Consider the following 1,601-nt stretch of genomic DNA (forward strand, 5'->3'; position numbering starts at 1 on the left):
CTTCCCCGGACGACTCCCCCTGTGATACGTTAACAATCAGTCCACCCGTGGCTTACACGGGAAAAATGACAGGCTCCGGCCCACCCCGCCGGGTAGGCGGGCCCGTGCACTACCGAGCCACCCACGCCCAAGCCCAAGCCGAGCACAGCGCCCGACGTCCGAAACCGGGCAAGCTGGCCACCAACCCGGCCCTGCGCGCCGAAGTAGAAGCCGGGCTGGAAGCACGGTGGAGCCCGCAACAGATCTCCGGGACCCTGCACCGCGCCTACCCCGATCAACCGGAGATGCAGGTGTCACCCGAAACGATCTACCGAGCCATCTACCGCCCCAACTATCACAGCTTGTTCGTCCAGGGCCGTGGTGAGCTACGCCGTGAGCTGCACCGATACCTGCGCACCGGGCGAGCGGTCCGTAAACCACACACCTCAGCAACCGAGCGACGCAGCCGGATCCCGGACATGGTCTCGATCAGCGAACGACCCGCCGAGGTCGCTGACCGGGCCGTGCCCGGGCACTGGGAAGGCGACATGATCGTGGGCTGTCACGGCCGCTCCGCGATCGGGACCCTGGTCGAACGCTCGACCCGGTTCACGATGCTGCTGCACCTGCCCGAACGCCACGACGCCGAGACCATGCGAGACGCCATCCTGGCCACCATCACGACCTTGCCCACAGCATTGCGCCGATCGCTGACCTGGGACCAGGGCGTGGAGATGGCCCGCCACGCCGAGATCACCCTCGCCCTGGACCTCCCGATCTACTTCTGCGACCCCCACAGCCCCTGGCAACGCGGCACCAACGAAAACACCAACGGGCTACTACGCCAGTACTTCCCCAAAGGCACCGACCTGTCCGTACACACCGCCGAACACCTCGCCGAAGTCGCCGCCGAACTCAACGCACGACCCCGCAAGACACTCGACTACGCCAGCCCGCCGAAGCCCTCGCCCAACTACTCTCACACCCAGAATCACTCGCTGTTGCAACGACCCACTGAATTCGCCGCGCTCACAACAGCCAAAACGTCGTTGTCGACGCCCAAGCCGGCCCGCGCCAACGGCGTGCCCGCCACCCACAGGTGGAGCTGAGAGTGGGACTCGCGCGCTGGAGCGAGGGACTCGCGCGCTGGAACGTGCAACTCGCCCGCTGAAACGTGGGACACGCTTGCCGAAGCGTGGAACTCGCCCGCTGGAACGTGGGATCGCCGTGCTGGAGGTGTCGACTCGCCGTGCCGAAGGCGTCGACTCGCCGTGCTGGAAGTGTCGACTCGCCGTGCCGGAAGTGGCGACTCACCACTCCGGAACGCACGACCCACTGCCTCGAGACGTGGGACTCGCCCGCTGGAACGTGGGACTCGCCCGCCGAAGCGTGGGACTCGCCCGTCGAGACGTGGCACTCGCCGTGCCGAGGGTGTCGACTCGCCGTGCCGGAAGTGGCGACTCACCGCTCCGGAACGCGCGACTCACCCGCCCGTCCAGGTGACGTCCCCAGGAGTGGTGTAACTCCACTTCGCGGAGGCTCTGGGGTTCAGATCATGCCGTGATCAGCGCGGGTGTGGCTAGGTTGCGGTCGGTGGGGCGGGCGGTGAGCAGAGTCATGGT

1 pseudogene is annotated in these 1,601 nt (G+C 67.0%); it reads left to right on the top strand.

The features are described 5' to 3' along the window. Positions 1-98: 98 nt before the first annotated feature. Positions 99-997: pseudogene (locus LL648_RS43565) on the top strand (IS30 family transposase); the annotation flags it as partial. Positions 998-1,601: the final 604 nt, after the last annotated feature.

This window comes from Pseudonocardia sp. TRM90224, from assembly GCF_021245725.1.
GTDB lineage: Bacteria > Actinomycetota > Actinomycetes > Mycobacteriales > Pseudonocardiaceae > Pseudonocardia.